Origin of the sequence: Desertibacillus haloalkaliphilus, from assembly GCF_019039105.1 — a bacterium.
Classification (GTDB): domain Bacteria; phylum Bacillota; class Bacilli; order Bacillales; family KJ1-10-99; genus Desertibacillus; species Desertibacillus haloalkaliphilus.
Genome location: NZ_JAHPIV010000634.1, coordinates 1 through 322 on the forward strand (window position 1 = coordinate 1; position 322 = coordinate 322).

1 pseudogene is annotated in these 322 nt (G+C 36.3%); it reads right to left on the reverse strand.

Going from position 1 to position 322, the window contains the following annotated elements:
• A pseudogene (locus tag KH400_RS23630) lies at positions 1 to 322 on the reverse strand (methyl-accepting chemotaxis protein); the annotation flags it as partial.

Sequence of the window (322 nt, forward strand, 5' to 3'; positions counted from 1 at the left end):
TTGACCACGTTCGTTCACTAATGATTTTTGCATCAAAGTCAATGGCGCTAATTGCAATCACTTCTTGTGTTGGATCATGATCCTTAAAAATAGGGGCATAACCTGTAAGACGTTTCATATCCCCAAAGTCGTAAACATCAGAATAGGTTGGGTGTTTCATTACCGTTAAATGATGCAATGCTTCATCATCTATATAGAAGGAATCGCCATATGTAAAACCTTGTTGTTGTAAATTTTTATCAGCAGCTAAAATTGTTCCGTTAAGAGAGAGTATGTATTGCGAACTAAAAATGTCCTTGTGTTGAACAGTCCAGCTAATAAG